The organism is Exiguobacterium sp. s102 (assembly GCF_018618635.1).
Classification (GTDB): Bacteria; Bacillota; Bacilli; order Exiguobacteriales; family Exiguobacteriaceae; genus Exiguobacterium_A; species Exiguobacterium_A oxidotolerans.
Genome location: NZ_JACSML010000003.1, coordinates 43,411 through 65,785, shown reverse-complemented (window position 1 = coordinate 65,785; position 22,375 = coordinate 43,411). Strand labels below are relative to the sequence as shown.

The window sequence follows — 22,375 nt, the reverse complement described above, 5'->3', positions numbered from 1 at the left end:
GAAACCTGCTGCTTTTTTGCTGTTTTCTATTAAGCGTGAAGGTGCAATACATCTTCAACGGATTTATACGTGTAACCGAGGTCGCGCGCGACTGCTTCGTACGTCACGAATCCTTGCGCGACGTTGAGACCTTTTTCAAGCGAAGTATTTTCAGCAAGTGCACGGTGTGTGCCTTTGTTCGCGAGTTCGAGAACGTAAGGAAGTGTTGCGTTCGTAAGCGCGAGTGTCGACGTCCGTGGAACAGCACCCGGCATATTCGCGACGGCATAGTGAACAACACCGAATTTTTCATACGTTGGATTATCATGTGTCGAAATACGGTCAACGGTTTCGAAAATTCCGCCTTGGTCAATCGCGACATCGACGATGACAGCACCTGGTTTCATTCGTTCAACCATCTCTGCTGTCACGAGCTTCGGTGCTTTCGCTCCTGGAATCAAGACGGCACCAATAACGAGGTCACTTTCAGCGACGGCTTCTGCAATCGTATACGGATTCGAAATCAACGTGTTGATTGAGTTACCGAAAATATCATCAAGTTGACGAAGGCGCTCAGGGCTGACGTCGATGATTGTCACATCAGCACCAAGACCGACTGCGAGTTTTGCTGCGTTCGTCCCAACGACACCACCACCGATGACAGTAACTTTTCCGCGGCGAACACCAGGGACGCCTGCAAGTAGAATCCCCATTCCACCATGCGGTTTTTCAAGGAACTGTGCACCGATTTGTGAAGCCATCCGACCAGCGACTTCACTCATTGGTGTCAGAAGTGGCAATGTCCGATTTTTTTCGACCGTTTCATAAGCGATTGCCGTAATCTTCGAGTCAACAAGTGCCCGTGTGAGTTCTGGCTCCGCTGCAAGGTGTAGATAAGTGAACAAGGTTAAGTCGGGACGGAAGTATTGATATTCTGAAGCGATGGGTTCTTTGACCTTCAACGCAAGCTCAGCAGTCGCCCAAACTTCTGCCGCTGTTTCGATGATTTGTGCACCAACTTCGATATACTCTTCGTTTGTAAAGCCGCTCCCCATACCAGCAGATGTTTCGACGATGACTTGATGTCCATGAATCGTTAACGCTGCTACCCCGGCAGGTGTTAACGCAACACGGTTTTCGTTGTTTTTAATTTCTTTTAATACTCCAATGATCATAAGAGCGATCCCCTTTCGCAAATGAACAACCAATAACCCTTTAACTACTTACTTCTCCCTCAGTATACGAGAAATGAAAGCGTACGACTTTATCGGTGTTTTCAAAAAATAAGAGGATTATTTGTGAGAAATCACAAAAGGTAACGGTCGGCTTTCAAGTAAAGATAAAGTAACGAACGTTCAGGTAATGATTCCATCCGAATGCCGGCTTCTTCTTCGATGCGCCGCATGCGGTATAAGATCGTATTCGGATGGACGTGAAGGTGGGCGGCAACTTGTTTGACGTTTCCATCGTAATGCAAAAACCACTCGAGCGTTTCGCATAAAGAAGCTGTGTGTTTCAAGTCGTAAGCGCGAAGACGTTCGATTTCTTCCAGTCGAACCGTCCGTCTCCGTAGGCGTTCTGAAAAGATAGGTAATAACTGGAATAGTCCGAGTCGCTCGTATCGCGTCACATTTTGAAGTTCGAAAGGATAGGCGTCTTTGAGACGTAAGACGATACCTGCTTCTTCGTAACGTTCTGGAATCGACTGCACGCCGGTGAAAACTTCACTGCTCGATACAACAAATTCTGTATAAGAAAACCGTTCGGCGAGTAGTTGGCGGAATGACTGGATGAAAGCATCGAACTGAATGCGTTCATGCTGAATGTCACGATCGTTTGTGCTGATCCACAAAATAAAATCTGTCGTGTCGTATGCATACAGCAGGGGACGTACCGTCTGTTGAATCGTCAATAAATAACGGAGGCGATCGGCTAGACGCGGCGTAATGGCTTCCGGGAAACGGATGACCATTAAGCGACTGATTCCCGGCGGAGCGAGATGAAGTTTTGAGAACGTCTTTAGGATTTCACTTTCGGGTAACTCTTCATGGAGTAACTCAAAAAAGAATTGCTCCGTCTGTTCTTCTTGCCGTTTTTTTTGCATGTCGATTGCAAGCAACTGTCGTTGTGCAAGCATGGCACCTTTCTTTAAATCGCCTAGCTCTGAAGCCGTGAAGGGAGTGTTGCGAGCGATTGACCAAATGTAACCGAGAATCTCCATATCTTGTTTAATGGCAATGGCGACGCGGTCGTTCAAACCAACGCTCGTCCGGGCAGTGATGACGAGTGGATCATCTTGAGCCGCTAAGCTTTGGATGACCTCATCTTTCCAAAGTTGATCGATGACGGATTCAGGGACACGGCGGCCGATGATGGTAGCGACACGGGCAGGATCTGTATCAGTCGTATGCGTACTGTAGGCGAGCAGACGATGATTGCGGTCTTCAATCGTTATCGGTGCATTAAGTGCGAGGCCGATCGCTTCTGCTAAATCATCGAGGGAATGGTACGTTGCTTCTAACATAAATGAAGTTCCTTCTTTCTCTATCGTATTCCTTATGTTTAGTATACAACCGTTTGTGTATAACCACAAAAACAATCGATTTATATTGTAGGAATAAACAAAAATATGCTAAGGTGAGCGGCAGAGTCAACTGAGATAGAGATAGAGAGGATTTGGAGTGCGATGGAAGTGTTACACATGATTTCATCATGGATTTGGGGAATCCCGAGCATGGTGTTATTGGTCGGGACGGGCTTATATTTTACGGTTCGTCTTCGAGGATTACAGTTTCGCCGGTTAAAACAAGCGTTTCAACTCGCATTGACGAAAACGGGGCATGGTGAAGGGGAAATCAGTAGCTTTCAAATGCTGATGACGTCACTGGCTGCGACAATCGGGAATGGGAACATCGCCGGAATTGCCGTCGCTTTGACGATGGGGGGGCCAGGTGCAATCTTTTGGATGTGGGTGATTGGTCTCGTCGGGATGGCGACGAAGTATGCCGAGAGTCTGTTAGCGATTTTATTTCGTCAGCGAAACGATCGTGGTGAAATTGTCAGTGGACCGATGTACTACATCGAGAAAGGTCTTGGAAAAAGTTTTAAGCCGTTAGCGGTTGCGTTTGCCTTGTTTGGTCTGATTGCTTCTTTTGGCGTCGGAAATACGGTCCAGGCGAATGCGATGTCGACGGTATTGAAGCAGACGTTCCACATCCCGTTACTTGCTTTTGGAGTTGTACTAGCCGTCGCGGTCTATTTCTCGATTCGTGGTGGGCTTGAGCGTGTGAGTTCAATCTCGACGATTTTTGTACCGGTGATGAGTTTGCTCTACATCGTGGCGGCACTCATTATTTTAGTTCTTCAAGCGAACCAAATCATTCCCGCGTTAGGGCTGATTGTACAATATGCGTTTCAGCCGCTGGCACCAGTCGGCGCATTTGCGGGTGTGTCCATCATGGTTGCCATGCAGGTTGGTGTCGCACGTGGTATTTTTACGAACGAAGCCGGACTGGGAACAGCTGCTTTAATTGCCGGGTCTGCTAAAAGTGAACGACCTGCAGAACAAGGATTGATTTCGATGACGAGTACGTTTATCGTGACGTTGATCGTTTGTACGATGACGGCACTCGTTTTAATGACGACTGGATTTTGGGATCCGACGGGAGGGACGTTATCAGGTGTCACACATGACGGCTCATTGACAGGAGCGGCACTTACATCGGCCGCATTTGCCAGTGTACTTGGACCACTGGGTCAATGGACGGTTGCCTTCTCGGTCTTCTTCTTTGGGTATTCGACGATTATCGGGTGGTATGTCTATGGTGAGAAATGTCTTGAATATTTAAGTGGTGCGACGAAATTCAATCGCCTCTACCAAGTCATCTTTGCATTAGCAGCCTGTTATGGAGCAATCGCAAATTTAGAATTGTTGTGGCTGGTCGCTGATATTGCGAACGGTCTGATGATGATTCCGAATTTAATCGGGATGTTATTATTATCGAAAATCGTCATTGATCATACAAAAGAGTACGAAGCCGGTACGATTCGAAAAGTTGCTTAACAAGAAATAGAGAAAAATAGCCGTCCCCTTTTTAACGGGAGACGGCTATTAGTATGAGAAACAGTTAAGAGGATGTTGAACGTTTACGGCTGTATACAAGTAACGTCACTAAGAAGACGACGCTAAGGGTCACTAAGACGATTAACGAAGCTGTATTAAAGCCTAACACTTCAAGCAGCACGCTTGTCGCGACCGTTAAGTAAAAGATCCCTAAATACTTTTTGACGAACGGACTTTCGAAGTGTCCCAATTGTTTGGCGCCAATCGGTGCACCGAGTAAGGCGCCGATAATTAACATGACACCGACGAGCAAATCGACATCCGTACTCGCCACCGTATAATTGACGAGTCCAGATAGGACAATCAATAAGGCAGAGGCGATACTTGTCCCGACCGCTCGTTTCAGTTCATAACCGACGATTCCGACGAGTAGTGGCGTGATGATGAAGCCTCCGCTGACACCGAGTAGCGACGATACGAAACCAGCGAACAGACCGGTAAAGGCGAGAGCGACGTAACGATTACGCCAACCGTCTTGCGAACCGTTCGTCGACTTTGGACGAAGGAACTTATTCGCGAAATAGAGTAGTAAAGCAATGTAAACAATCGAGATGACGAGGTGTGCCCCGTTGACTTCTTCGAGTCGAAGGACGAGGGGCGTTGCAATCGTCGAACCGATAATCCCGACACCACCGATGACGAGACTATCACGCCAAACAACGTTTTTTAGACGAAGATGAGAGAGTGTTCCGGAAACGGTCGAACCAAGTGTCAACATGAGGCTTGTCGCGATGGCGATACTCGGGGTAAATCCAAGAATCAACAAGAGCGGCGTCAAAATGATTCCGCCCCCGATTCCGAAGAAGCCAGAGATAATGCCAATAAAAAATCCAAGCGGTAAAAAATAATAAAATTCCATGCAGGTCCATCCCTTCACAATCCATAGTACGTTAAGTATCGCAAGGGCGGAGCGGAAAGTAAAAGGGAACGGCTCCTTCAAGGGGGTTGAAGGAGCCGTTAAGGGGATTATTCTGTTGATGGAGTGACAGATGCCGCTCCATCGATTCCGGTACAAAAATTACGTACGCTCAATGATACCGGTGACATTGAACGAGGGTGCAAGAGAGACGATGCTCGGACTTGCTGACGAGAGGAATACCCGTCTTAAGGAGTCGATGAATCGTAAATATAGATTCATTATAGGAATGAAGAAGTTGGAAAATCCATCCTATTTTATTGAGTCGAAACGTGAACATTATTCTAATATTGGTCTTACCAATTAAATGTAAGCGTCATCAATAATGTCTAATGTGTGAACAGTATTTTTATATAATTATAGCGAATGAAAATGATTCAAAAGACCTAGTCTTAATCGTAAGTCGATTTAGGCGTAGTTCAAATATCATTCTATCATGAACTAAAATAACATCTGATTCATAAAGAAGGGTGGCATAACCAAAAAAAGATGGAACATCACATGTAAGCGATCTTCCATCCGGATAGTGAAATAAATTAAACACTTGGGTAAGTCATGTGTTTTTGAGAGAGTTGTTTATTTGTTCTTACCTTCAATTACATTTTCTAGTTCACGTAAGTTTTTCGTACGACGTGCGAGTGCCCGGCGTTTAATCCATTCTTCCATACCGCGACTGATTCCCCAAATCGTAAGTAGGATCAAGAAAAGGAACAGTAGACGAACAGGTCTTTCTAAAAAACTGGACCACTCTTTGCCGATCAAAGAAAACAAAATGACGACAATCAGGCGTCCGGCGCCAGCTGCGATTAAATACGTACGGAGTGATAACTGAATCATCGCCGAGATGGATGTAATGATAAAGGCCGGCATGAACGGGAGCGAAAAGAAAAAGCCGAGCGAAATCGGACTCATGTGACGAACGCGTTCAATCCAGTGTTGTGCTGCCTTATGATTTTCAAGCCACCGGGTGACTGGACGGCGAAATAAATAGCGGATACAAGCAAACACGACGAGTGAACCTAACATGCTGCCGACCCAAGATACGAGCACTCCCATCCAAAAACCATAGGTCGCCGCGTTCGCGGAGATGATCAGGACGAGTGGGAGGAATGGGAATAGTGATTCTAAGAAGGGTGCAATCAATCCAGTCGAAGCTCCACCCGGAAGATCTTGTAGAAATATAATCATGTGCTCGATCCATTGACGGATAGTTTGGAGCATTCGGAATCCTCCTTACAAAATAAACTGCTGATTTCTATTTTACCTCTTTCCGCATCAGAAAGGGAATTGAATTACGATGTAAGTGTCATGGATTTGTCGATTGTACAATTGAATCGGAGTTGGTATTATACTTAAATGGGTGCGTTTTGCAGGCGTTCCCAGCTAGCTATTAGCTATGACGCTTCGTTCGCCAACGTTCGTTTTACTGCAAAAAACTGACATGGGGGCCAATGAGGATTATGAAACCTTATCGCGTACTATTATTTTATAAGTATGTTCCGATTGAAAATGCGGAACAAGTAACAAAAGAGCACCTGGCATACTGCAAGGAACTCGGAATCAAAGGAAGAATCTTGATTGCACCAGAAGGTATCAACGGAACACTTTCTGGAACGGTCGAACAAACAGAACAGTACATGCAAGATTTACTAGCGGATCCGCGCTTTAGCGACATCGAATTTAAAATCGATGAAGTCGAAGAGCATACCTTCAAAAAAATCTTCGTGCGTTACAAAAAAGAGCTCGTCACATGGCGTTTTGAAGATGAGTTTAATGTCCCGAAAGAAAATGCAGCCTATCTTGAGCCTGCTGAGTGGAAAGAGATGATGCAAAATGAAGACGTCGTCATCTTAGACGTCCGAAACAACTACGAATACGATCTCGGTCATTTCAAAAATGCCGTCAAGGTCGACGTTGCGGCGTCACGTGAGTTTCCACAGTGGCTCGATGAAAATGAGCATTTGTTCGAAGGGAAAAAAGTCTTGACGTATTGTACGGGTGGCGTACGTTGTGAGAAGTTCACGGCTTATTTCCGTAAACGTCAAAACAGCGACGACATCTTCCATCTGAAAGGTGGCGTCGTCATGTACGGAAAAGATGAAGTCACGCGTGGAGAAGACTGGGAAGGGGAGCTGTACGTGTTCGATGAACGCGTTCAAGTACCTGTCAATGAAGTCAATCCGACTGTCGTATCCGAGTGTTACTACTGTGGTAAGGCAGAAACACGTTATGTTAATTGTGCGAACCCGGAATGTAATCGTCAGCATTTCTGCTGTGAAGAATGTGAACCGAAAGTAATGCGTTCATGTTCCGACGAATGCCGGGAACATCCGCGGAATCGTTATGAAAAAGAACTGACTGAAGAGCTCGTGAAATAAGATGAAAAAGGATGATGTGTGCTCGTTAGAGCGTACATCATCCTTTTTAGGTTGTACCACTGAAAAAGACGTGTCACGCAGATGATTCAAATGCGTTAACACTTAATTCTTATGAAAAGAGAAATCGGAGCACGTCCGGCATACGTTTCGCCCACGCTGTCTCATGGTGAATACCGTCTGCGATGACGGTGTATTGCATCTGCTCGACTTTTTGACGTACTGCCGCCGAGATGACATCATTCGTGTGCAAATAATCTTCTTCCGTCATCGGACCGCTGACTTCTTTTGTCCCGATATCCATGTAGCAACGGTGCGCGTCAGACAGTGGGAGACTTCGCTCGATGAACTCAAGTAAAGAAGAGAAGTTCGCCCATCCGGCTGTCGATAAGGCGGCGGCACGCGTGATGACTTCCGGATAAGCAAATAGGCCATATAAGGAAATCACGCCGCCCATCGAGCTGCCAATCATCGTTGTATCAGTCGGAATCGTCGCATAGTGCGAATCGATGTACGGTTTCAAGTCATAGATAATCCATTCCATATAAGCTTTCCCGTTTCCACCGATCGTCGTCCGGTGTGACGGATATGCGGTTCGCATCAATAACGCGTCATCCGTCCAAGGCGCATATTCATCGTACCGGTCCATCGGGTCATCCGGGCTATCGATGGCGACGATCATTGCCTGTAGACCGACTTCGTGGAGGGCGAGATGAACATCCCATCCTTTACCGAAGGAAGCACTCGCACCACTGAAGACATTTTGTCCGTCATGCATATAGATGACAGGTAGGGCGACATCAAGCGCGACCTCAGGGGGACGATAAATCCGCAATGTCCGCCGTTGTTGATTCATCGGAAGCGATAACTCAATTTCAGTAATAGACATGTAAAACACAACCTTTCAAAGATTAGCGTAGTGGGCTGTACAATTTCGACCATTGTGTTTTCCGCCGACATACAGTGCGTGATCTGCCTGACGTAATGATTCTTCAAATGTGCGTTGGTAAGGATGTTCTACTGTATCGACGCCAAGACTGACGGTAATAGAGAGATGGTGATCGTCGACAATGAAGGGGCGATCGAGAACGGTGTGACGAATTTCTTCAGCAATGGAGATTGCTTGGTCTTGTAAGCAATCCGCAATCAAAACAACGAATTCCTCCCCCCCATAACGTGCCGCGAAGACGGAATCGTTGCGGTGGATGACGTATTTAATCCGTCTTCCGAGCTCACGTAAGACGAGATCTCCGACTTTATGTCCGTACGTATCATTGACGTATTTAAAGTGGTCGATATCAAATAGGATGATCGACAGCGGAAAGTGTTCGGAAGCAAACTGGCGTGCCCCCTCTTCATAAAAAGCACGGCTGTTCGGGAGATCGGTCAAGGCATCCGTCCGGCTTTCGGCATACAATTGAAAGTTTTCTTGGGAACGCTCGAGTACGCGGCAAAATGTCCGAAGCAGGCGATAAATTTCATCCGCTTTTGCTTCATCATAAGCATCAGCGATTTGATGAAATAAAACGATTGAGACATCGACTTCTCCACTTGTGATGGAAGGAATCGCGAGCATCGAATGCCGATCGACGGGAAGCGAGAGTTGGACATCATTTCCCCAGTCGAACCGAAGGCCATAGAGAATCGGAGTCCGCAGATCATTCGCTGATAACGTATGAAATAAAGGTAAGACATCAACTGTCTTTTTTGTCCGAATGTCATAGATGATTTGTTTTCGTTGCTGCTGAATAGAAAGCCAGCCGTCGGAGAAATCAATCAGATGAGGTAAATCAATCAGTAAGGATTCAATCGCTTCCCGTTCAAAGCGTGAAACGAGCAACCGTTCCTTCGCATCGTCGAACCGTTTAGCGTTGTGTGTAGCTTGTAAGGATGCGCCACGCTGTTGTAGGAGTTGCTTGAATAAGAATAAAATTAAAGTCGAGACAGTCGCAGCAACTAACGGGTTTTCATCATAAAACCAAATCCCGAGAAGCGCGCTTAAAATACTAATTCCGTAAACGAGTGTCTGAAGTCGGATGAGGCGGGTCCAGTCATACTTTAAGTTTAAGAAACGATTGACGAATCGGCATTGAAGATAGGAAATAAGAAAGACACCCACCAGATAACCGACAAACGGGATAAGTGATTCGGTATAAGTAAAGCCCGGGCCGGTCGGACCTCCAAGTAGCAAGTAAGCGGAGGCGGGAACTGAGATATAGACGATGTCGAATAAGACGTTGACGGGGTACAGGTAGATGAATCGTTTTATCCGAATTTCTTTTTTATGCGAAAATAATTGGAAAATCAGGACACCGAGTTGACTCAAAATGACGGCAATCAATAAACCGTAATTAAGAAAAATGAATAAAATAATACCTTCTTGAAATGTATAATAAATCCCACCACGGCGGATGTTATCGAATTGGAAGAGGAGGACTAAAATGAGAAGATAACTTGCATTTCCAAGCGATATCGCTGGGTTCATATGGACGGGAAAGGCAAGCGATGCAAGAAACAGCAAAACAACAGTAAGTGCTAAAGTGATCCAGCTCATACGTGCTACTTTTCGATAGTAAACCATAGCGGAATAGACCCCTCTCTGTGGCGATCCTTCTGTATCTATACCCGATTTGTGGAAATTATGATAAGTGATTTACAAAAAAATAAGGTTGAGAGAAATCGAGTCATTGCGTATAATGTGAAAGATATCAAATCGTCGATGACGAAGAAAGTAACGGTTTTATCTTGTCAGCCAGCGAATCAGGAAACGGTGGAAGCCTGAATGGACAAAGAAATCGTGAAACGCACTTCAGAGACGCTATCCGAATCGTAACGATCAGGCGTAGCCGGGGGAACCCCGTTATCCCCAATTAAGGTGGGTGTCGAAAACGACACCAAGAAGAGTGGTACCGCGGTCATTCCGTCTCTTTGCGAGTTGCGCAAAGGGCGTTTTTTATTGGAAAAAATAAACTGTTGGAGGTAATACAATGAGCTACAAACAACAATATGCTGAAGTTTTACAAGGAGTCATCGGAGACGCATTGACACTTGAACAAATTGAGCAACTGATTGAACAACCGAAACATGAAGACCACGGAGATCTCGCATTCCCTTGCTTCTTGTTGGCGAAAGCATTCCGCAAAGCACCCAACATGATTGCAGTAGATGTCGCTGAAAAAATCGATAATCCACTCTTTGCGAACGTTCAACCAGTCGGACCATATGTCAACGTCTTCTTGAACCGTGAGGTCGTCTCGCAAGAAATCGTCAATCGTGTCTTAAACGAAAAAGCGGACTACGGATCAAGTGAGTCGAATGGGAAGACGATTGTCACTGACTTCTCTTCACCAAACATCGCGAAGCCGTTCTCGATGGGACATTTGCGTTCGACGGTCATTGGAAATGCATTAAACCAAATTTCACGTAAAAAAGGATATGAGGTCGTTGGGATCAACCACTTAGGCGACTGGGGCACGCAGTTTGGTAAATTGATGGTGGCTTACAACATGTGGGGTAAAGAAGAAGATGTCCGGGCTGAGCCAATCAAAGAACTATTGAAACTCTATGTCCGGTTCCATGAAGAAGCAGAAAGTAAGCCGGAACTTGAAGATGAAGGTCGGGCCTGGTTCAAAAAACTCGAGCAAGGTGACGAACAGGCAACCGTTCTTTGGAAATGGTTCCGTGAAGTTTCACTCGTCGAATTCAGCCGTGTTTACGACATGCTTGGTGTACAGTTCGACAGCCTGAACGGAGAAGCCTTCTATAATGACAAAATGCAGCATGTCATTGACTTATTAGAAGAAAAAGAACTGCTCGTCGAGTCTGAAGGCGCGATGGTCGTTGATCTTGAAGCAGAAGGTATGCCACCTGCGCTAATCAAGAAAAAAGATGGCGCGACGCTTTACGCGACACGCGACTTGGCAGCTGCGGTCTATCGTCTCGAGACGTACCGTTTCGAACAAGCATTTTATGTTGTCGGCGGAGAACAAGCGCTCCATTTCAAACAGTTGTTTGCGGTTTTGAAAAAGCTTGGTTTTGATAATGTTGACGGCATGCACCATGTACCATTCGGTCTGATCATGAAAGATGGCAAAAAGATGTCGACGCGTAAAGGGCGGATCGTCTTGCTTGAGGAAGTCCTTCAAGATGCAATCAACGTCGCAAAACAAAATATCGCCGAGAAAAATCCGAACCTTGCGAATGCCGACCAAACAGCACAACAAGTCGGCGTCGGTGCAGTCATCTTCCATGACCTTAAAAACGAACGCATGAACAATATCGAGTTCGATCTCGAGCAGATGTTGAAATTCGAAGGGGAGACGGGTCCATACGTTCAGTACACAAATGCCCGTGCCAACTCGTTACTCCGTAAAGGCGGCTATGATGGTGCAGCCTTCGACGGAAGTGCTGACGATTATGCCTGGGGGGTCGTCTCGATGCTTAACCAATTCTCGGCAGTCATTGACCGGGCGTTCGTGCGTCGTGAACCATCCATCATCAGCCGTTATGTCCTTGATCTCGCACAAAGCTTTAACAAATATTATGGTCAAGTACGTGTCCTTGAAGAGGATGCGGCAAAACAATCTCGCCTTGCACTCGTGAAATCGGTTACGATTGTATTGACGGAAGGTCTACGCCTCCTCGGTGTCGGCGCTCCAGAAGAAATGTAATAAAATTAAATTAAAGATGGGGTTAGCATATGAATAAAGAAACAAACGAACGGTTGCAGCAGGCAGCAGAACGAATCAAGAACGAAGACATGAAAGAAGCGATTGCGTTCATCGCTGATTTTCACGGGAGAGTGGCAACGTGGTTGCCTGGAGAGTCTGTCGACTTCATCTTTGATGTCGTGACAGCACCAGGTGCCGATTTAATCGCACCTGTTAGTGGAGATGCACTCGAAACGAAAGTGAACTTCGAATTTTTCATGGGTAAAAAACAAACGCGTAAAAAATTAGGTGAACTTTTAGCGCTTTGGAAAGCACCACGTTCGAAGGAAACACTCAGTGAAATCGATGCGATTGGTCTTAAAAAATGGTTGGCCCGGAATGAATTCCGGTCGGAAGACAAGCCATGGGACTATCTCAACCGTCTCCACGTCTTATTGTTCCTCGATTCGATGACAACAGTCATCGATGATCATCAATTGACGACGTTATACGAACAACTTGTCGGCAAAACACCGGTCCCGACAAGCTTCGTCCGTCGTCAAGGAGAAGTACGTCGTGTCGTCGATAAATTCGTCGAGAAACATGAATTAACGCAGGTCGATTTAGTGAAAGCTTCACTCGTCCGTTACCTGTAATCAGAAAAGACCCTCGGATGAAAGCATGGAGATGACTCCAGCTTTTAACCCGAGGGTCTTTTTATCATGCTTGGCGGTAGACGATGGATTCTTCCTGTGTGTCGTAGAGCAACCATTCTCGCTCGACGAGAACAGGACCGACATTGACAGCATACCGTTCTTGTTTGATGGAAATCGGAACGTCCAGTTGCGTCGACAACCGGCGTCCGTCGCGAAACAAACCACGTTGATGACTATGACCGAAAAACAATAGTCGTTGTTCGAATTGGGAGGTGTTCGGTATTAACGTATAACTCCACTCGAACTGATCACCGTGTAAAAACAGGACATCGTCACCCACTTGCTTTGTCCGGGGGACCGACCGGAGTCGGTCAAGCAGTCCGGATACGCCGGTTGGGACGATTGAAAAAATTCGTTCTTCTTGATTGCCGAGTAACGTCTCGAAATCAAGTAACTGGAGATACTCTGAATTGAGCGTTACGACATGGGCAATCGATTCATACGTGTAACGACGCGCTCTTTTTTTCCCGACATGACACTCGTGCAAATCACCGAGTGAAAAAATCGTTGCCGCGGGAGCGCGTTTACGAATGTCTTGTAGCACAGCACGTGTATCCGAAAATGAACTGTGCAAGTCTGCAATCAATGCGTACTGCATGCGGCATCTCCCCCTTATACAAGGCTATACCCTGGGTGATACCGCATTTATCCTTATTCTGTTTCGACCGTGATACCACGTTCTGCGAAAACAGTTTTTGCGACTTCAAGGGCATTTAAGACACGAGGGAAACCTGTATACGGTACGAGGTGCATGATGGCTTCGACGATTTCATTTCCTGAGAGACCGGCTGTTAACCCCGTGTTGATGTGTAAGGCAAGTTGCGGTTCTGTTCCTTGTGTGACGAGCGTCGAGATTGTGACGAGTGCACGGTCACGGTTCCCGAGTCCAGTGCGACTATACACTTCACCGTAAGCAAAATCTGTAATCCATTCGCCGACGGCAGGTGCGATGTCTTTTAATGACTCTGAGATTTTATCATGTGTGGATTGAGCTGAATTCGCATCTGTGAACTCACTTAATTTTTTGAGACCGACTTCGTGACGTGTTTCATGCGTTGACATAGTAAATAACTTCCTTTCTGAAGTAACGATACATCCCATCATAACGAAAGAAAAACCATGCTACAAATACATGGTTTTTATACATATCATTCTTTTTGTGAATAAGAATCTTGGACGAAACGAATCCACTCCCGTGTGACATACGACTGATAACGTCCGGTCGGGACAGCGACACCTAATTGCCAGGGTACGCGAGTTTCTAACGGAACTGTTTTGACCCCGTTGACTTGAATCCGGTTTGCGAGCGAACGGGGGAGAAGTGTCACGGCATTTTCTTCTGCGACGAGCAGACAAAGGAAATCCCACTGCGAACTGACATGTGTGACAGTCGGTTCAAAACCAGCCGTTCGGCAGGCGTTTAAAACGACGTTATGGAGAGAGAAGGTTTCATTAAACAAAACGAACGGCATCTGCGAAACTTCTTCTAATGCGATGGAAGCGCGTGAAGCGAGCGGATGGTGTTCCGGTAAAAAAAGGTGCAGCTCTTCTTCCATAAAGGGGTAAACGGTTAAGTTTTCATCTGCAGGAAAGACGGTCGCAATTAAATCGACGTCACCCGCGACGATGGCTTTCTCTAAGGCGTGACCGCCGGCCTCGACGATGTCGATTGTTACCATCGGGTACTGTTCTGAAAATTGATGCAACAGACGGGGGAAAAAGAGTGAACCGATTAACGGAGGAAGGCCAATCCGGATGGTTCCTTTTGTTAAGTGCATTACGTCATAGAGATGAGAGGGGAGATCAGAAAGTTGACGTAAGATTTTTTCACCTTCAAGAAGGAGTGTTTCACCAGCGTCTGTCAAAACGATTTGCCGTTTACTGCGATCAAATAGTGCAATATCGAGTTCTTCTTCAAGACTGCGGACCATCTTACTTAAAGTCGGTTGCGTGACATGAAGATAATCGGCAGCACGCGTGAAACTTTTAAACCGGGCGACTTCAGTAAAATATTCGAGTTGTCGAAAATCCATCGTATTTCCTCCTATTCCTAATGGTTATATATAACATAATAAGGATTCATTTTTATTATTGTTTTTGCAAGCGTACAGTAAAAGAAGTGAAACCGTAAAGAAGGAGTAGATAACAATGAAACAACTTGAAGGAAAAGTAGCGTTAATTACTGGAGCAGCAAGTGGAATCGGTCTTGAAATCGCTGAAGAATTTGCGCAAGAAGGCGCTAAGGTCGTGATTGTCGACTTGCAGGAGCAGGCAGCAAAAAGTGCAGCAGAAGCACTGACGGATAAAGGTTTTGACGCTTTTGCGGTCGCGGGTGACGTAACGAGTGAAGCGGCGATTAAATCGAGTATCGAACAGACGATGGCGCATTACGGAAAAATTGATATCGTCATCAATAACGCCGCCATGCAACACGTCTCACCCATCGAAGACTTCTCGACAGAGACGTTTGATTTGATGCAAAGTATCATGTTACGGGCACCATTTCTCTATACGAAATACGTGTTCCCGATTATGAAAAAACAAGGATTCGGACGGATTCTTAACCTGTCATCCATTAATGGTTTGATTGGCTTCGCCGGGAAAGCTGCATACAACAGTGCGAAACATGGCGTGATTGGCTTAACGAAAGTAGCAGCACTTGAAGGTGCGACATCCGGTATTACGGTCAATGCGATTTGCCCGGGTTACGTCGATACACCACTCGTCCAAAAACAATTGTCTTCACTCGCTGAAACGCGGAACGTACCACTTGAGTCTGTCTTAGAAGAAGTCATCTACCCGCTCGTCCCACAACAGCGTTTGTTGCAAGTGAAAGAAATCGCAGATTATGCAATTTTCTTATCAAGTGATAAAGCAGCTGGCGTGACAGGTCAAGCCGTCGTCCTTGATGGTGGATATACAGCGCAATGAGCATAAGTAAATCCCTTCCTCCGACTTGGAGAAAGGGATTTTTGCTGCTTAACGGAAATTGATGAACTGGACGTCGACAGATAATGGTAACTCACGGACGATCTGCATGACTTGTTGCAAGTCATCACGCGATTTAGCCGTGACACGGATTTGGTCATCTTGAATTTGCGTTTTGACTTTTAATTTGGATTCTTTGACGGCATTGTTGATTTTTTTCGCATCATCACGGTCGATTCCGCTCTTTAGGATGACGCGTTGACGGACTGTGTTCCCGGCTGCCTGTTCGACTTTTTCATACTGTAAGTTCTTTGTCGGGACTTCGCGTTTAATCAACTTCGTCGTCAAGACGTCTTTGACTTGATCGAGTTTAAAGTCGTCATCCGAGATGAGGATTAAATCCTCTTTCTCAAGTTTCATGTCACTCTTCGAACCTTTAAAATCAAAGCGGTTCGTAATTTCCTTCAGTGCGACTTGCATCGCGTTTTTGACTTCCTCGATGTTGATTTGTGACACGATATCAAATGAATTATCTTTTGCTGCCATATGGCATCTCCCCTTTCGTTCTATTCTCTATTTTAGAGAGGAACAGCGGAAGCGTCCACCACTTTGAAATTTTGTTATAATGAATACCATGAAATGAAAGGGGTGCATGGCTTTGAAACAAACAGCAGATATGTTGACGCTCACGCCAAAGGAGATGGATGAGCGTTATGCCTATAGAGGAATGGACTTGGGTGCGACTTTTGAAGAGACGACGATTCGTGTTCGATTGTGGGCACCGACGGCGGAACGTGTGGTCATCCGTCTGTACCGGACGCTGCGTGCAAGAAAAGTAGAGGAAGTCGAACTGTCAGCCGCTGAACGGGGGACATTCGTCGCAGAACTCGATCGTGCTGTGTATGAAGGTTATTTTTATACATTTCAAGCCATCGTCGACGGTCAGAAAGTCGAAGCGGTCGACCCTTATGCAAAAGCAGTCGGAACGAACGGAAAGCGTGGTGCATTAATCGATCCGTCCAACGTACAACCGGACCGTTGGATTGAGGAGCGACCGATGTTCCATTCGTCACAAGATGCTGTCATTTATGAGTTGCACGTTCGCGACGCGACAAGTCATCCGGCGAGTGGTGTGGTCGAACGAGGTACGTTCCGCGGATTGACGGAAGCAGGTACGCGGACGAAAAATGGTGGATTGACGGGACTCGACTACTTAGCTGATTTAGGTGTGACGCACGTCCAATTACTTCCTATCTATGATTTCGGTTCGGTCAACGAAGCAGCACCAAACGATCCGGATAATTACAATTGGGGATACGATCCGGTCAATTTCTTTGCACCGGAAGGTTCCTATTCATCAAACGCAGATGATCCGAAAGCACGCATCCGTGAGCTCAAAGAATTGGTCCAGGCACTGCATGACCGTGGAATCCGAGTCATCATGGATGTCGTCTTCAACCATACCTATGAAGCAGAAAAGGTTCCGCTTGGTCAGTTCGTTCCGGGTTACTTTTACCGTCAAGCGGCAGACGGAACGCTTTCGAATGGTAGTTTCTGTGGCAATGACACAGCTTCTGAGCGTTTCATGATGCGGAAATTCATCATCGATTGCGTGACGTACTGGGCAAAAGAGTATCATCTCGACGGATTCCGGTTCGACTTGATGGGACTCCACGATATCGAAACGATGAACCAAGTTCGTCATGCACTCGATCGAATCGACCCGTCGATTTTAATCATCGGTGAAGGCTGGGATCTTGATACACCGTTACCGCTCGACCAAAAAGCGAACTATTTCAATGCCCCGCAGATGCCGGGGATTGCACACTTTAATAACGGCTTGCGTGACGGGTTAAAAGGAGATGTCCAAACACCGGAGAACCGCGGCTTTATCAGTGGGGCGTTCGATCGGACGAATGAAGTCAAGCGCGGGATTGCCGGGAACGTTTCATCGCAAGGCTTTGCGGATGAGCCGAACCAAGTCGTCTCCTATGTCGAAGCGCATGACGACTTAACAGTTTGGGACAAGCTCTCTGTCTCACGCCCGGAGGATACGGATGAAGTACGACGCAAGCGCCAAATGCTTGCCAATGCAATCATTTTGACAGGACAAGGGATTCCGTTCCTCCACGCGGGTCAAGAGTTCTTCCGGACGAAGGATGGGATTCGTGATAGTTTCAATGCGGGAGAAGTCGTGAATCGGCTTGATTATGAACGGGCAGAGACATTCAGTTCTTCCGTTGAATATGTCAAAGGGTTGATAGCGATGCGTCGTCAATATCCGATGTTCCGCCTTGAAAATACAGCGATGATTCGCAAACATCTCCGCTTCCTAGAACAAGGGGAAGGCATCATTGCATATGAGCTGAAGCGGACATATGAAGGTTACGTCGAGCGGCAACGCGTCTATCATAATGCGACAGATGAAGACGTAACGATTGAATTGCCAAGTGGTGAGTTCGAAGTGCTTGTCGAAAACGGGGCAGTCAAAATTCATGCGCCTCGTCTGCACGAGGAACGGGAATTATTAGTTCCGGCACTGACGACGACCGTAGTGGCCGAGCGAAAAGCTGACTATAAAAAGTACGCGGTCGCGGGTGGCGCGGCATTGACGATCATCGGTCTCTTATATGCAGCAAACAAACGTCGAAAAAAAGAGTAACCTAGTATGGCAGTCGCGTTGCGGCTGTCATCTTTTCGTATTAATTCTTTTTAGATAATCCAGTTTTAATTCATCTGATGCGGGAAAATAGATTAAGTAGTATTTAGAGGATTAGTTTTCTGAAAGGGAGCGTCAGCATGTTTGGATTTGATGATATCTGGAAATTTTTCTTATCGTTTTTTCTGTTATTACCGATTGTGACATTAATTCATGAAATGGGGCATTATTTCTTCGCACGATTGTTCGGAGGAAATATGGAAATCAATATTGGGTCAGGCAAGTCATTGGTACGTGTCGGACCGATTCGTTTGAATCGAATTTACTTTTGGGATGGCTGGTGCCAGTATGAGGCACTCCGGCATGAAAATAAATTTACGAACATCATGGTGTACTTGGGTGGTTCGTTAGCGAACGTTGCAGGTATTTTAATCGTCAACGGATTGATTTATGCCGGAGTGTTCGAAGCATCGATCTTTACGTATCAGTTCGCTTATTTCTCCTTCTACTTTGTTTTCTTTTCACTCTTTCCGATTGATCATCCGAATGGATATCCGAGTGATGGGAAAGCAATTGTCAATGTCTTTCGGTACGGCAAGTCGGAGTATAATCCGCAAGCGTAAAAAAAGAGGCCTAGCGCCTCTTTTTTTCGTACGGATTGGAGTGCTGCTTGTCAGAAGTGGAGCTCAGTTTGTCTCCTCATCACTTGATTCAGTTGCAGCATCCGCTTGTTCGCTCTCGAGTTCGACTAACTTTTGGATTAAGATGTGACGCGGCATATGCATCAATTGTTCGAGTGGTACATTCAGACGCTTCGCGAGCTCGACTGCCGTATCAGCAGAAAGTTGTAATGGTTTCATGAAAAATCCTCCTTTTGATGATTGGTTCTAGTATACAAGACATACAACGTGAGCGCATCGACAGTAGCTAGAAATCAAGAAGGTTGATACCGTAGGAGGTAGGAAGTGATGTATATGTATAAACCAGCGGCTGAGCTGTTGCTCCATGAATCGGTATCGTTATTTGAACGAGTAGGAGAGGAATTCGTCTTGTTTCGAGAGCAAGGAGGATTTACGAAATGCGATGCGGATTTAAAAATAGTTTGGGAAACAGCCTGTGCTTATGTTCCATTCACGTGGTACCTCGAACCGAATGGAAGTCGTGCGTTCATCGTCTTCGAAGAAACGATTGTCTTCGGATTACTTGATTTAAAGAATGGTCAGATAACATATATGAATCGCCCGGATATCTGGGCGGATGCTTGGTTTAGTAACCTGTATGAGTGGAGTGGCAATCAACTGTTCTTATACGCAGCGGAAACGGATATCGTCCGCTTTGATTTGATGACGGAAGCAGGAACTTTTTCAGACTATGACGAAGCCCCTTTATTAGGGCGCATCGTCGAGCGTGGATACAATGAACAGTTGACGTTCGAACGATTTATTGCGCCGGCGACAATCATCTCGTACGATCCCGATCAGACGCGATACGTCATTTGGGATGCGGTCAAGCAAGAAGAACAAGTCATCCCGTTCTCGGACTATGAAGAATATTCACTCGTCGATAGTCAGAAACAATTGTTTTCTGTCACGGATGCGACACGATTTTACCTCTATGAGGACAAACAATTAAAGTTTAAATTTGAAGGGTGTCAGTCGTCCGTATTGTTAAAAAGTCTGTTGCTTGACGAACAGGCAAGACGACTAGCAATCGTTTCGACGTCACCGAATTTCGGAAACACGTGGGTTCAAATTTTTCACAAGACGTAAACACATCCTTTGTCGGTCGTACGAAGGATGTTTTTGCTGTCTAAGTAGAAAAAAGGAGGAGTCGACAGATGGAACGTCTTGGTCAGAAGATTGTTCGTTTTCGAAAAAGCATCAGTCTCGTCTGGTTGATTGCACTGATTGTCCTTGGGTATTTCGCCCTTCAGTTACCCGATCAATTGAAAGGGAACGGCTTCACCCGTGATGGGGAATTTCAACAAGTGGAGCAGGTGTTAGAACAAGAATTTAAGCAAGACCCCCATCAAATCATCGTCTTGTTTGAAGGGGATGAACAAACGATTCGCAAAGAAATGACGCGGCATGTCACGTTGTTTCGTGACATCAAAGGAGTCGGACAGGTCGTTGGACCAACCGAAAATCCACAAGCGATTCGGGACGGCAAAGGATATCTTACGGTCGGGACACCGGACATCGAACGGACATGGGCAAAAGCCATCGAAAACAAGCTGGATGTTCCGAGTGATGTAACTGTCCGTCTAACTGGAGAACCACTGATCGTCGACGACTTGAACACGGCCTCGAAAAACGATTTGGTTCGTGCTGAATTGATTGGTGTTCCAGCGGCTTTACTTGTCTTACTTATCGTCTTCGGGACACCCTTGGCAGCTGTCTTACCGCTCATCATGGGACTCGTTACGTTCATCTTCGGTGCCGGGATTCTCTATTTTGTCGCGGGACAACAAGAGTTATCGATTTTCGTTCTAAACGCCGTCGCGATGATCTCACTCGCGCTCGGAATCGATTTTTCACTGCTTTACGTCAATCGTTTTCGAGAGGAACAGGGCAAAGGGTATTCGATTGCGCGGGCAGCAGAAGTCTCTGTCGCGACAGCCGGTCGTTCGATTTTATTTTCTGGGATTTGCGTCTTTGTCGGGCTCGCTGGTCTGTTAGTCATCGATGTCGACGTCTTTCAAGCGGTCGCAATCGGGACACTCGTCTCGGTACTGGGCGCGGTCATTAGTGCCATCACGTTACTACCCGCCTTGCTCGCACTGTTCGGTGCAGGATTAGAAAAAGGACGGATTTTTAAGTCGGGCTCGGATCGTGGTGAACGACGCTGGCGGAATCTGGCGCGCTTCGTCATGAAGCGTCCTGTGGCGATTACGGTATTTTCATTGATATTACTCGTCCCGTGCTTGATTCCATTGCGTGATCTTGAGTTGAACATTCCGCAAGCGAGTGCCCTGCCGGAAGATTATGCATCAAGGCTTGCTTTTGAGTCATGGGAAAAAACGTTTGGGGATGACGGGACCGACGCAGTCGTCTTAGTCGAGGGAGACTTTTCGTCTGAAGCAGGACTCAGTCGTCTCGAGGACGCGACACGACAGTTTCAAACAGATAGCGGTGTGAAAGAAGTAATTTCCGGCGCGACCTTAGCCGAGCAGAACGGACTCGATTTGCAGCAAGCCGTTCAAATCGAGCAGGCGAAACAACAGTTGACCCCCTGGATTGCGTTTGACGCGGACGTCGCCCGGGTGAACGTCAATTTAGTCGGGGACCCCGGTGATCAAGCCTCGCAGGACTGGGTCAGGAAAGTCCGGGAAATGGGCTTTACGATTGGTGGTCCTGCCGCTTTCAATCAGGAAATCTACGATGAGATTTATGACAAGATGCCGCTTGCGCTCAGTGTCGTGTTACTCGCGACGTTCTTGATTTTATTGATTGCGTTTCGCTCGATCTTAATTCCGATTAAAGCGATTTTGATGAACTTACTCAGTCTCGGTGCGACATTCGGATTGCTCGTCATTTTATTTGAATCAGGACTCGTTTTTCCGGCAGAAACGATTGGCATTTTGACGCCGGTCTTTATCTTCTCGCTCGTATTCGGTCTATCGATGGACTATGAAGTGTTTTTAGTTTCACGGATGGAAGAATACTATGACGAGACGGGTGACAATGACGTGGCGACAGAAATGGGGCTTGCGAAGACAAGTAAAATCATCACATCGGCTGCCCTGATCATGATTGTCGTCACGGGAGCGTTTGCCTTCACGGGTGTCAGCCCGATTAAGCAACTCGGTGTCGGGATTGCGCTCGCGATTTTCATCGATGCGACGATTGTTCGGATGCTGTTAGTTCCAGCCTTGATGAAGTTATTCGGACACTGGAACTGGTGGTGGCCGGGCGGTCGACGGAAACGTCAAACGAAGCTCCACTAAACAAGCGAGCAGATTGGCTAGGCACATCATTAGGCATTTTGAAAAGTCCGAGCGTATACTGACGATATTCAAGTTAAGATTTCA

The 22,375-nt window shown here is 46.4% G+C and carries 20 protein-coding genes and 1 other annotated feature; of the genes, 9 read left to right on the top strand and 11 right to left on the bottom strand.

Going from position 1 to position 22,375, the window contains the following annotated elements:
• Positions 1 to 29: 29 nt before the first annotated feature.
• Both ald and KNQ02_RS10090 read right to left on the bottom strand, forming a co-directional pair.
• A complete protein-coding gene (gene ald / locus KNQ02_RS10095) occupies positions 30 to 1,154 on the bottom strand; it encodes an alanine dehydrogenase (RefSeq protein ID WP_214808370.1) in 1,125 nt (374 codons plus the stop codon).
• Positions 1,155 to 1,285: 131 nt separating this feature from the next.
• Complete coding sequence (locus KNQ02_RS10090) at positions 1,286 to 2,503, bottom strand: PucR family transcriptional regulator (protein WP_029331984.1); 1,218 nt, start codon at positions 2,501 to 2,503, stop codon at positions 1,286 to 1,288.
• A gap of 162 nt (positions 2,504 to 2,665) precedes the next feature.
• Here KNQ02_RS10090 and KNQ02_RS10085 point away from each other — a divergent pair, with 162 nt between their 5' ends.
• Positions 2,666 to 4,042: an alanine/glycine:cation symporter family protein gene (locus KNQ02_RS10085; protein ID WP_088838145.1), complete on the top strand. Its 1,377-nt coding sequence runs from the start codon at positions 2,666 to 2,668 to the stop codon at positions 4,040 to 4,042.
• A gap of 64 nt (positions 4,043 to 4,106) precedes the next feature.
• Here the strand turns inward: KNQ02_RS10085 and KNQ02_RS10080 are convergent, their stop codons facing one another.
• The gene (locus KNQ02_RS10080; RefSeq protein WP_088838144.1) at positions 4,107 to 4,961 is read right to left on the bottom strand and encodes a sulfite exporter TauE/SafE family protein; all 855 of its coding nucleotides are present in this window, start codon (positions 4,959 to 4,961) and stop codon (positions 4,107 to 4,109) included.
• A gap of 633 nt (positions 4,962 to 5,594) precedes the next feature.
• Positions 5,595 to 6,239 (bottom strand): TVP38/TMEM64 family protein, encoded by a 645-nt coding sequence (locus KNQ02_RS10075; protein WP_088838142.1) that lies wholly within the window; start codon positions 6,237 to 6,239, stop codon positions 5,595 to 5,597.
• Between the two features lie 239 nt (positions 6,240 to 6,478).
• Between KNQ02_RS10075 and trhO the strand changes: the two genes are divergently transcribed.
• Positions 6,479 to 7,396: an oxygen-dependent tRNA uridine(34) hydroxylase TrhO gene (trhO, locus tag KNQ02_RS10070; protein ID WP_088838140.1), complete on the top strand. Its 918-nt coding sequence runs from the start codon at positions 6,479 to 6,481 to the stop codon at positions 7,394 to 7,396.
• 109 nt (positions 7,397 to 7,505) lie between these two features.
• Here trhO and KNQ02_RS10065 read toward each other — a convergent pair whose 3' ends face one another.
• Positions 7,506 to 8,282: an alpha/beta hydrolase gene (locus KNQ02_RS10065; protein WP_088838138.1), complete on the bottom strand. Its 777-nt coding sequence runs from the start codon at positions 8,280 to 8,282 to the stop codon at positions 7,506 to 7,508.
• A gap of 15 nt (positions 8,283 to 8,297) precedes the next feature.
• Positions 8,298 to 9,974, bottom strand: coding sequence for a GGDEF domain-containing protein (locus tag KNQ02_RS10060; RefSeq protein ID WP_214808367.1), 1,677 nt, complete (start codon positions 9,972 to 9,974; stop codon positions 8,298 to 8,300).
• Positions 9,975 to 10,103: 129 nt separating this feature from the next.
• Positions 10,104 to 10,324, top strand: a binding site (T-box leader).
• Positions 10,325 to 10,380: 56 nt separating this feature from the next.
• On the opposite strand from KNQ02_RS10060, the gene argS reads away from it, so the two are divergent.
• Positions 10,381 to 12,063: an arginine--tRNA ligase gene (gene argS / locus KNQ02_RS10055; protein WP_088838135.1), complete on the top strand. Its 1,683-nt coding sequence runs from the start codon at positions 10,381 to 10,383 to the stop codon at positions 12,061 to 12,063.
• A 29-nt stretch (positions 12,064 to 12,092) separates the two neighbouring features.
• Positions 12,093 to 12,698, top strand: a complete 606-nt coding sequence (locus KNQ02_RS10050; protein ID WP_088838133.1) for a hypothetical protein — start codon at positions 12,093 to 12,095, stop codon at positions 12,696 to 12,698.
• 64 nt (positions 12,699 to 12,762) lie between these two features.
• Here KNQ02_RS10050 and KNQ02_RS10045 read toward each other — a convergent pair whose 3' ends face one another.
• The 3 genes from KNQ02_RS10045 to KNQ02_RS10035 all read right to left on the bottom strand — a co-directional run bounded on the left by KNQ02_RS10045 (position 12,763) and on the right by KNQ02_RS10035 (position 14,791).
• Positions 12,763 to 13,356: a metallophosphoesterase family protein gene (locus KNQ02_RS10045; protein WP_214808364.1), complete on the bottom strand. Its 594-nt coding sequence runs from the start codon at positions 13,354 to 13,356 to the stop codon at positions 12,763 to 12,765.
• 53 nt (positions 13,357 to 13,409) lie between these two features.
• Positions 13,410 to 13,820 carry a carboxymuconolactone decarboxylase family protein gene (locus KNQ02_RS10040; RefSeq protein WP_214802223.1) on the bottom strand — a complete coding sequence of 137 codons (411 nt, stop codon included), beginning with the start codon at positions 13,818 to 13,820 and terminating at the stop codon, positions 13,410 to 13,412.
• Positions 13,821 to 13,906: 86 nt separating this feature from the next.
• Complete coding sequence (locus KNQ02_RS10035) at positions 13,907 to 14,791, bottom strand: LysR family transcriptional regulator (protein WP_214766398.1); 885 nt, start codon at positions 14,789 to 14,791, stop codon at positions 13,907 to 13,909.
• A gap of 115 nt (positions 14,792 to 14,906) precedes the next feature.
• On the opposite strand from KNQ02_RS10035, the gene KNQ02_RS10030 reads away from it, so the two are divergent.
• On the top strand, positions 14,907 to 15,689 hold the full coding sequence (locus tag KNQ02_RS10030; RefSeq protein WP_214808361.1) for a 3-hydroxybutyrate dehydrogenase: 783 nt from the start codon (positions 14,907 to 14,909) through the stop codon (positions 15,687 to 15,689).
• A gap of 48 nt (positions 15,690 to 15,737) precedes the next feature.
• Here the strand turns inward: KNQ02_RS10030 and KNQ02_RS10025 are convergent, their stop codons facing one another.
• Entirely contained in the window at positions 15,738 to 16,232 is a 495-nt protein-coding gene (locus KNQ02_RS10025; RefSeq protein WP_029331969.1) for a YajQ family cyclic di-GMP-binding protein, read from the bottom strand.
• A gap of 106 nt (positions 16,233 to 16,338) precedes the next feature.
• On the opposite strand from KNQ02_RS10025, the gene pulA reads away from it, so the two are divergent.
• Together pulA and KNQ02_RS10015 are read left to right on the top strand one after the other, a co-directional pair.
• Positions 16,339 to 18,348, top strand: a complete 2,010-nt coding sequence (gene pulA, locus KNQ02_RS10020; RefSeq protein WP_214808358.1) for a type I pullulanase — start codon at positions 16,339 to 16,341, stop codon at positions 18,346 to 18,348.
• A gap of 137 nt (positions 18,349 to 18,485) precedes the next feature.
• Entirely contained in the window at positions 18,486 to 18,968 is a 483-nt protein-coding gene (locus KNQ02_RS10015) for a hypothetical protein (protein ID WP_029331967.1), read from the top strand.
• 63 nt (positions 18,969 to 19,031) lie between these two features.
• Here the strand turns inward: KNQ02_RS10015 and KNQ02_RS10010 are convergent, their stop codons facing one another.
• Entirely contained in the window at positions 19,032 to 19,205 is a 174-nt protein-coding gene (locus KNQ02_RS10010) for a YycC family protein (RefSeq protein WP_088838124.1), read from the bottom strand.
• 108 nt (positions 19,206 to 19,313) lie between these two features.
• On the opposite strand from KNQ02_RS10010, the gene KNQ02_RS10005 reads away from it, so the two are divergent.
• Complete coding sequence (locus KNQ02_RS10005) at positions 19,314 to 20,114, top strand: hypothetical protein (protein WP_214766404.1); 801 nt, start codon at positions 19,314 to 19,316, stop codon at positions 20,112 to 20,114.
• A gap of 68 nt (positions 20,115 to 20,182) precedes the next feature.
• A complete protein-coding gene (locus KNQ02_RS10000; RefSeq protein ID WP_214766406.1) occupies positions 20,183 to 22,291 on the top strand; it encodes an MMPL family transporter in 2,109 nt (702 codons plus the stop codon).
• The last annotated feature ends 84 nt before the right edge of the window (positions 22,292 to 22,375 follow it).

What these genes read in the sequence shown, in the direction of transcription:
- KNQ02_RS10080 (WP_088838144.1), bottom strand. Translation starts at nt 4,961, where the DNA reads ATGGAATTTTATTATTTTTTACCGCTTGGATTTTTTATTGGCATTATC.
- KNQ02_RS10060 (WP_214808367.1), bottom strand. Translation starts at nt 9,974, where the DNA reads ATGGTTTACTATCGAAAAGTAGCACGTATGAGCTGGATCACTTTAGCA.
- ald (WP_214808370.1), bottom strand. Translation starts at nt 1,154, where the DNA reads ATGATCATTGGAGTATTAAAAGAAATTAAAAACAACGAAAACCGTGTT.
- KNQ02_RS10005 (WP_214766404.1), top strand. Translation starts at nt 19,314, where the DNA reads ATGTATATGTATAAACCAGCGGCTGAGCTGTTGCTCCATGAATCGGTA.
- KNQ02_RS10065 (WP_088838138.1), bottom strand. Translation starts at nt 8,282, where the DNA reads ATGTCTATTACTGAAATTGAGTTATCGCTTCCGATGAATCAACAACGG.
- argS (WP_088838135.1), top strand. Translation starts at nt 10,381, where the DNA reads ATGAGCTACAAACAACAATATGCTGAAGTTTTACAAGGAGTCATCGGA.
- KNQ02_RS10035 (WP_214766398.1), bottom strand. Translation starts at nt 14,791, where the DNA reads ATGGATTTTCGACAACTCGAATATTTTACTGAAGTCGCCCGGTTTAAA.
- KNQ02_RS10015 (WP_029331967.1), top strand. Translation starts at nt 18,486, where the DNA reads ATGTTTGGATTTGATGATATCTGGAAATTTTTCTTATCGTTTTTTCTG.
- KNQ02_RS10050 (WP_088838133.1), top strand. Translation starts at nt 12,093, where the DNA reads ATGAATAAAGAAACAAACGAACGGTTGCAGCAGGCAGCAGAACGAATC.
- KNQ02_RS10025 (WP_029331969.1), bottom strand. Translation starts at nt 16,232, where the DNA reads ATGGCAGCAAAAGATAATTCATTTGATATCGTGTCACAAATCAACATC.
- KNQ02_RS10085 (WP_088838145.1), top strand. Translation starts at nt 2,666, where the DNA reads ATGGAAGTGTTACACATGATTTCATCATGGATTTGGGGAATCCCGAGC.
- KNQ02_RS10075 (WP_088838142.1), bottom strand. Translation starts at nt 6,239, where the DNA reads ATGCTCCAAACTATCCGTCAATGGATCGAGCACATGATTATATTTCTA.
- KNQ02_RS10090 (WP_029331984.1), bottom strand. Translation starts at nt 2,503, where the DNA reads ATGTTAGAAGCAACGTACCATTCCCTCGATGATTTAGCAGAAGCGATC.
- trhO (WP_088838140.1), top strand. Translation starts at nt 6,479, where the DNA reads ATGAAACCTTATCGCGTACTATTATTTTATAAGTATGTTCCGATTGAA.
- KNQ02_RS10030 (WP_214808361.1), top strand. Translation starts at nt 14,907, where the DNA reads ATGAAACAACTTGAAGGAAAAGTAGCGTTAATTACTGGAGCAGCAAGT.
- KNQ02_RS10040 (WP_214802223.1), bottom strand. Translation starts at nt 13,820, where the DNA reads ATGTCAACGCATGAAACACGTCACGAAGTCGGTCTCAAAAAATTAAGT.
- KNQ02_RS10045 (WP_214808364.1), bottom strand. Translation starts at nt 13,356, where the DNA reads ATGCAGTACGCATTGATTGCAGACTTGCACAGTTCATTTTCGGATACA.
- pulA (WP_214808358.1), top strand. Translation starts at nt 16,339, where the DNA reads ATGGCTTTGAAACAAACAGCAGATATGTTGACGCTCACGCCAAAGGAG.
- KNQ02_RS10010 (WP_088838124.1), bottom strand. Translation starts at nt 19,205, where the DNA reads ATGAAACCATTACAACTTTCTGCTGATACGGCAGTCGAGCTCGCGAAG.
- KNQ02_RS10000 (WP_214766406.1), top strand. Translation starts at nt 20,183, where the DNA reads ATGGAACGTCTTGGTCAGAAGATTGTTCGTTTTCGAAAAAGCATCAGT.